Source organism: Phenylobacterium sp. (genome assembly GCF_044372605.1).
Taxonomy (GTDB): domain Bacteria; phylum Pseudomonadota; class Alphaproteobacteria; order Caulobacterales; family Caulobacteraceae; genus Phenylobacterium.
On record NZ_JBILRO010000195.1, the window covers coordinates 1 to 6570 of the forward strand.

9 protein-coding genes are annotated in these 6570 nt (G+C 65.4%); 6 read left to right on the forward strand and 3 right to left on the reverse strand.

Features of this window, described 5'->3' with window-relative positions:
* Positions 1–240 (reverse strand): hypothetical protein (locus tag ACIQ42_RS14145; RefSeq protein ID WP_397422905.1); only part of this gene is annotated, 240 nt, incomplete at its 3' end.
* Positions 241–392: 152 nt separating this feature from the next.
* On the opposite strand from ACIQ42_RS14145, the gene ACIQ42_RS14150 reads away from it, so the two are divergent.
* The 5 genes from ACIQ42_RS14150 (at position 393) to ACIQ42_RS14170 (ending at position 3751) form a co-directional block, all read left to right on the forward strand.
* A complete protein-coding gene (locus ACIQ42_RS14150; RefSeq protein WP_397422907.1) occupies positions 393–935 on the forward strand; it encodes a DUF924 family protein in 543 nt (180 codons plus the stop codon).
* Positions 936–1021: 86 nt separating this feature from the next.
* The gene (locus tag ACIQ42_RS14155) at positions 1022–1603 is read left to right on the forward strand and encodes a hypothetical protein (protein WP_397422908.1); all 582 of its coding nucleotides are present in this window, start codon (positions 1022–1024) and stop codon (positions 1601–1603) included.
* A 460-nt stretch (positions 1604–2063) separates the two neighbouring features.
* Positions 2064–2909 carry a thymidylate synthase gene (locus tag ACIQ42_RS14160; RefSeq protein ID WP_397422909.1) on the forward strand — a complete coding sequence of 282 codons (846 nt, stop codon included), beginning with the start codon at positions 2064–2066 and terminating at the stop codon, positions 2907–2909.
* Entirely contained in the window at positions 2909–3223 is a 315-nt protein-coding gene (locus ACIQ42_RS14165; protein ID WP_397422910.1) for a phosphoribosyl-ATP pyrophosphohydrolase, read from the forward strand. The genes ACIQ42_RS14160 and ACIQ42_RS14165 overlap by 1 nt, the downstream gene beginning before the upstream one ends.
* A gap of 9 nt (positions 3224–3232) precedes the next feature.
* Complete coding sequence (locus tag ACIQ42_RS14170) at positions 3233–3751, forward strand: dihydrofolate reductase (RefSeq protein ID WP_397422911.1); 519 nt, start codon at positions 3233–3235, stop codon at positions 3749–3751.
* 9 nt (positions 3752–3760) lie between these two features.
* Here ACIQ42_RS14170 and ACIQ42_RS14175 read toward each other — a convergent pair whose 3' ends face one another.
* On the reverse strand, positions 3761–4387 hold the full coding sequence (locus ACIQ42_RS14175) for a LuxR C-terminal-related transcriptional regulator (RefSeq protein WP_397422912.1): 627 nt from the start codon (positions 4385–4387) through the stop codon (positions 3761–3763).
* Positions 4388–4496: 109 nt separating this feature from the next.
* Between ACIQ42_RS14175 and ACIQ42_RS14180 the strand changes: the two genes are divergently transcribed.
* The gene (locus ACIQ42_RS14180; RefSeq protein WP_397422913.1) at positions 4497–5408 is read left to right on the forward strand and encodes an SMP-30/gluconolactonase/LRE family protein; all 912 of its coding nucleotides are present in this window, start codon (positions 4497–4499) and stop codon (positions 5406–5408) included.
* Positions 5409–5647: 239 nt separating this feature from the next.
* Here the strand turns inward: ACIQ42_RS14180 and ACIQ42_RS14185 are convergent.
* A partial coding sequence (locus ACIQ42_RS14185; protein ID WP_397422914.1) for a 12-oxophytodienoate reductase occupies positions 5648–6570 on the reverse strand: 923 nt, incomplete at its 5' end.

Consider the following 6570-nt stretch of genomic DNA (forward strand, 5'->3'; position numbering starts at 1 on the left):
CGTCGGCGCGTCGCGCGCGCCACGGCCACGCCAATCGGACGAGGGGTTGTCGCTGCCCGGTCTGTCGGGACCGGAACGATCCCCACGCGCCGGCATATCCTGATGATGCTCCCGGCCAGGGCGCTCATAGCTGCGTTCCACGCGCGGGGCCTCCGCACGTTCGGGGCTGTCCGGCTCGTCGCGCTGTTGGGCCAGCACAGGCGAGGCCTGGGCCAGCAGCACGATCGCCAGAGCGGTCATCGCCGTCTTCATGACATTCCACATCCAACTTGGACCGCAACCTGCGACCCGGTTGTCCCCTTGCGCACAGGATGCGCACCGCCAGGGTGAACCCTGCTTGAACGAACCTGCCCTTCAGTTCTAGTCAGGAGCGACAAACCAAGGAGCCAGTCTTGGCCGCAACACCCAATGACGTGCTGGGATTCTGGCGCAATGCCGGGCCCCAGAAGTGGTTCATCAAGAACGAACGCTTCGACGACGCCATCCGGCTGAAGTTCGAGCCGGTACATTATCGCGCGGCCTGCGGCGAGTACGACAGCTGGATGCTCACGCCAGAGGGGTCACTGGCCCTGCTCATCCTGCTCGACCAGTTCCCCCGCAATCTCTATCGCGGCTCGGCCCACAGTTACGCCACCGATCCCAAGGCGCTGACCATCGCGCGGACGGCCACCGACCGGGGCTGGCACAAAGTGGTGGAGGAAGACATGCGCCAGTTCTTCATCCTGCCTTTCGAACATTCCGAAACCCTCGCCGACCAGGAACGCGGTGTCCGACTGGCCGAGGAGCTGGGCGACTCGGAGCTCGTGAAGTGGGCGAAGATCCACCGCGATATCATCGCCCGCTTCGGCCGCTTTCCCCATCGCAATTCCTGCCTAGGGCGGACCAATACGGCGGAGGAGCAGGTGTTTCTGGACGGTGGTGGATTTTCGGGCTGAGGGCCGGACTTGACAGATCGCTTTGATGTTCTATCTTTGTTCTCATGCAGGCCGCCCAGCTCCCTCATGACGCGCCGACGCTTCGAATGATCGAGGCGATGACGGTGTCAGCCTATGAGCTGGGCACGGCGGCGGCGGAGATTGCGAAGGCCGCCGGAAGCGACCTCGACAGGTTCCTGGCCTTCACCGCCGAGTTCCGCCACTGCTTCTTCGCCGTCCGGATGGGTATAAGGCTGAAGGTGTTCGGGGCGCCCGCGCCCCGCGTTTCGGCCCCGGCTGCAGCGTCGCTTGAGCGTGAACGCCTCGATCCGGTCGAGCGGCCGGAGCGCGATGAGGCGCGCCGACGCGCCGAAGCCGACCGGGAGCGGGATCGCGACGCCGAGCCCGTCAGCCTGCCCCAGTTCCTGAAGACGCTGGGCATCGTGACGAAAGCCGCCGAACAGGCCCGCGACCAGTACCCGGCCCACATCCGCCAGACCACCTTGCCGAGGCTCCAGGCCCTGCTGGCGCAGGCCGCCCCGCCGGAGCCCGAACCTCAGCGCGCGGGTCCGGCCCTTGCGGTCCTCGCCCGCCCACCGAGCGCCCCACCGGCCCGATCACATCTGCTGAACTCGGCTGGAGCGGCCCCGATCATCCCGGCTCGCCCGCCGCCACGGCCTTCGGGGTAGACGCCACCGGCGTGGCGACAACAGTCATCCATCGTCGTTGCCACCTTGCGCTTTCCTTCGCCCCTTGTGGGAGAAGGTGGCAGGCGAAGCCTGACGGATGAGGGGTCGCGCCGCCATATCGGAATATTTTCAATGCTTTATCGGAGAGGGTGATAGATCCCTCATCCGAGCCGCTGGCGCGGCCCACCTTCTCCCACAAGGGGCGAAGGGGCTCGACGTCGAGCTCTTTCGCCATCCTGGAACCATGTAACGATCCCCGGAGGTGGAGGAAATGATCTCGCCATAGCTGGTCCCCCTCCGGGGGAGGTCCCGCGAAGCGGGTGAGGGGGTCCTCCACCGCCTGTGCAGTCGCCCATCTCGACGCCTCCTCCACACCCACCCGACTCAGCCTGTGGACGAGCCTGTGCATCACGACGATTCGACTGTCCGAGAATCAACGGATGCGCGAGGCTCAGGCTCAATGAACGCGCCCGTCATCCCTTCCAGCCTGGGCCTTGACCCTGCCGATCACCCCGAGCGGCAGTACCTCGACCTGCTCGCCGATATCCTGACGAATGGCGTCCAGCGCGGCGATCGCACCGGCACCGGCACCCTGGGCGTCTTTGGCCGCCAGATGCGATTTGACCTGGCCAGGGGCTTCCCACTCCTGACCACCAAGAAGCTGCATCGTAAGTCGATCATCCTGGAACTGCTGTGGTTCCTGCGCGGCGACACCAATGTGCGCTGGTTGCAGGAGCGCGGCGTGTCCATATGGAACGAGTGGGCCGACACCGAAGGCGAACTGGGACCGGTCTACGGAAAGCAATGGCGCTCCTGGACGGCGCCCGACGGTCGCGTGATCGACCAGATTGCCGCGGTCGTTCAGAGTCTGAGGAGCAATCCCAACAGCCGCCGCCATATCGTCTCGGCCTGGAATCCGGCCGATGTGGACGACATGGCGCTGCCGCCCTGTCACTGCCTGTTCCAGTTCTTCGTGGCGGAGGGGAAACTCAGCTGCCAGCTCTACCAGCGCTCGGCGGATGTCTTTCTGGGCGTGCCGTTCAACATCGCCAGCTATGCCTTGCTCACGCTCATGATGGCGAAGGTGACCGGCTATGAGCCCGGCGAGTTCGTTCATACGCTGGGTGACGCGCACCTCTATCTGAACCACCTGGATCAGGCGAAGCTGCAGCTCAGCCGCGAGCCCTTGCCGCTTCCGACCCTGCATGTGGCCGACAAGGACGATCTGCTGGCCTTCGACTACGAAGACTTCCGGCTGGAGGGCTACAAGGCCCACCCCTCTATTGCTGCCCCGATCGCAGTCTAGTGCCGGCCGCGCCCCTAACCCTCACCGGCGTGTCCGACGCTGCGGAACAGATCTCCGACATCTACGCCGGCAAATACGACATCAACCGCGATGACGACTGGTTCCTGTTGAAACTGCAGGAAGAGCTGGGCGAACTGGCCCAAGCGCATCTGCGCCTCTCCAGCCGGGGTCGCGGCGCGGCCACCGAGCAGGACCGCGCCGACGAGGCCGCCGACGTCCTGTGCATGCTGCTGCTCTATTGTCGCCGCTTCGGCATCGACCCGGAGGAGGCCGTACGACGCAAGTGGTTGTCCTGGCTGGAGCCGACGGCCTAAGACGATCCCATGTCACCCGCCCTCCTCTCCGCCGGACCCATCGCCCGCGCCCGAAACGGCGTCATCGGCAAGGGCGGCAAGCTGCCCTGGCGGCTGAAATCGGACCTGGCGATCTTCCGGGCCACCACCATGGGCAAGCCGGTGATCATGGGCCGCAAGACCTGGACGAGCCTGCCCAAGAAGCCGCTGATCGGGCGCACCAACATCGTACTCAGCCGCGACGGCTCGTTTGAGCCGGTAGGCGCGGTTGTGTGTGAGGACTTCTCGGATGCCCTGTCCATCGCCCGCGAGCAGGCCGAGGAAGACGGCGTCGATGAGGTCTGCGTGATCGGCGGCGCCTCGATCTTCGAGATCGCCCTGACCAAGGCCCGGCGACTGTACCTGACCGAGGTCGACGCTGACGTCGAGGGCGATGTCGTCCTCTCCCCCATCGACGAAAGCCGTTGGACCGAGGTTCGCTCTCAGCGCTACGAGGCCGGCGAAGACGACGAGTACGCGTTTACATTCCGGGTACTGGAACGCCGCTGATCTGGCGTGTCAGGCTTTCATCTGGGCCATGATGGCCAGGACCCGGCCCTCGTTGTCTTCGAAGAAGGCCATCCACTCTTCCAGGCCGTCGTCATGCTTGTGGATCATGTGCGGCGCGGTGGTGAACGCCACGCCCTTTGCCGAGAGCGTGGCATGGCCGGCATGAATGTCAGGGACCCGGAAGTAGAGCACCGATTCCGACGGATGCGCCTCGCCCTCCTCGAGGAACAGACGCACGCCGCCCAGGTCGTAGAAGGCCAGCTTTCCAAAGGTATAGAGATGCGGAAGGCCCAAAACCTCACCGTACCATTGCTGCGCCGCGCCGATGTCCTTCACGCTTCGCGCAATCTGGCCCAGCGGCCCCAGTTTCAGCGTTTCTGACACGATCTTTCCTCCCTGCGCCGCGGCGCTTCCGTTCTGGATACCGGCCCAGCGCCGCAGCTCGGCGCGACGGGCGAGCCCCAGCTTGTTCAGGACATTCGACACGTGGAACTTCACGGCGTCCACGCTGACGCCCTGCCGGCGCGCGATCATGGGGTTGCTCATGCCATGCCGCACCGCCTCGACCACCCGCCACTCGGCGGGCGTCAAGACGTCTGAGTGCCGGGGTCGGCCACGCTGAGCATCCTTGGACATCACACGGACCCTAACGGTCACGGCCCCGATTTTCACTACCCGCCGAAGGACTGGCTTTCCGTCGCGAAACCCGCCGATAAAGGTGTCAACAAAATTGGGAGGACGCCACATGGAATTCGAACTGGTCTGCGAAGGTCTGGAGTTCCCCGAGGGTCCGATCGCCATGAACGATGGCTCGGTGATCCTCACAGAGATCAAGGGCCAGCGGTTGACGCGGGTGAGGCCAGACGGATCAAAGGAGCTGGTTGTCGAGACTGGCGGCGGCCCCAACGGCGCAGCCATCGGCCCGGATGGCGCCATCTACATCACCAACAACGGCGGCGCGTTCCAGTGGCTCGACAATGCCGGCATGACGATTCCAGGGCCCACTCCGCCGTCGCATACCGGCGGTTCGATCCAGCGCTATGACCTGACGACCGGGGCGCTGACCACCGTCTACGACAGCTGCGACGGACGCCGCCTGATTGGCCCCAATGACCTGGTCTTCGACAAGGCCGGCGGCATGTGGTTCTCGGACCACGGCTGCTCGACGCCCGAGGGCCGCAAGTTCGGCGGGGTCTATTACGCCAAGGTCGACGGCAGCCACATCAGCCGGCAGCGCGACCACATCATCAGCCCGAACGGCATTGGCCTGTCACCGGATGAAAGGACGGTCTACCTGGCCGACACCCAGTTGGGCCGACTCTGGTCGTTCGATGTCGCGGCGCCGGGGGAGCTGGCCCCCGCCGCCGGGTTCGCAACCGGGAATGTCGTCTGCAACCTGCCGGGCTACCAACTGCTGGACAGCCTGGCGGTAGAGGCCGGCGGCAAGGTCTGTGTGGCCACCATCATCAACGGTGGGATAACGGCCTTTGACCCGTCCGGAACGACCGAGCACTACGCCTTCCCGGACCTGATCGTCACCAACATCTGCTTCGGCGGCCCCGACATGATGACGGCATGGATCACAGCCTCGGCGACCGGGAAGCTGTTCAAGGCAAGGTGGCCAAGGCCCGGCCTGAAGCTGAACTTCAACGGGTGAGAGGATGGGTGCGTCCGCGGTTTTCGCCATTGGAGTGGGCGTATGCGCAGTTCTGCTGGTCGTAGTGCTGACGAGACACCATCGGCCTTCCCGTAAGGATCGTCGAAACGGCACCGACAATGAGGGCAGATCATCGATATGGATGGGAGCTGATCACCGCCGTGATGAGGCGGCAAGCCATGGCGATGGCGGCAGCGACGGAGGTGGCGGCGGAGACTGATCCCCGCCGCCAAGGCCAATCAGTACAGCGTGGCCATCGCCGACCGGTCGAACGCGGACAGTTCGGCATGGCGACCCTCGCGGATCTTCACCACCCACTCCGGGTCCTGCAGCAGGGCGCGGCCGACGGCGACCATGTCGAAGTCGCCGCGGTCCAGCATCTCCTCCAGCCGGTCCAGAGAGGCGGGCTCGGACTTCTCACCCGCATAGCCGCCGATGAAGTCGCCACTCAGACCCACCGAGCCCACAGTGATCGTGGGAACGCCGGTGATCTTCTTGGTCCAGCCGGCGAAATTCAGGTCCGAACCGTCGAACTCCGGCTCCCAGAAGCGGCGCTGCGAGCAATGGATGACGTCGGCGCCGGCGTCGACCAAGGGGCCGAGCCAGGCTTCCAGCGCCTTGGGATCGTGGGCCAGCTTGACCGTGAAGTCCTGCTGTTTCCACTGACTGACGCGGATGATCACCGGATAGTCCGGTCCTACGGCCTTACGGACGGCGCGCAGGATGTCGGCGGCGAACCGGGCGCGACCGGGCAGTTCTTTCGATCCATAGGCGTCTTCGCGGACATTGGTGCCGTCCCAGAAGAACTGGTCGATCAGGTAGCCGTGGGCGCCGTGGAGCTCGATAGCATCGAAGCCCAGCGCCTTGGCGTTGGCGGCGGCGTCAGCGAAGGCGCGGATGGCGTCGGCGACCTCCTCCTCGCTCATGGGTTCGCCAAACTGCTTGCCCGGGCTGGAGTAGCCGGACGGGCTGTCATAGGGACCGGGAGGCTGCCAGGTCTCACTGCGGCTACGCACCGCGCCCACGTGCCAGAGCTGGGGTGCGATCAGGCCGCCGCCTGCGTGGACTTCATCCACGACACGCTTCCAGGCGGCGAGCTCCGCCTCCCCGTGGAACCGCGGGATGTTCGGGTCGTTGAGCGACGCCGGGCGATCCACGCCAG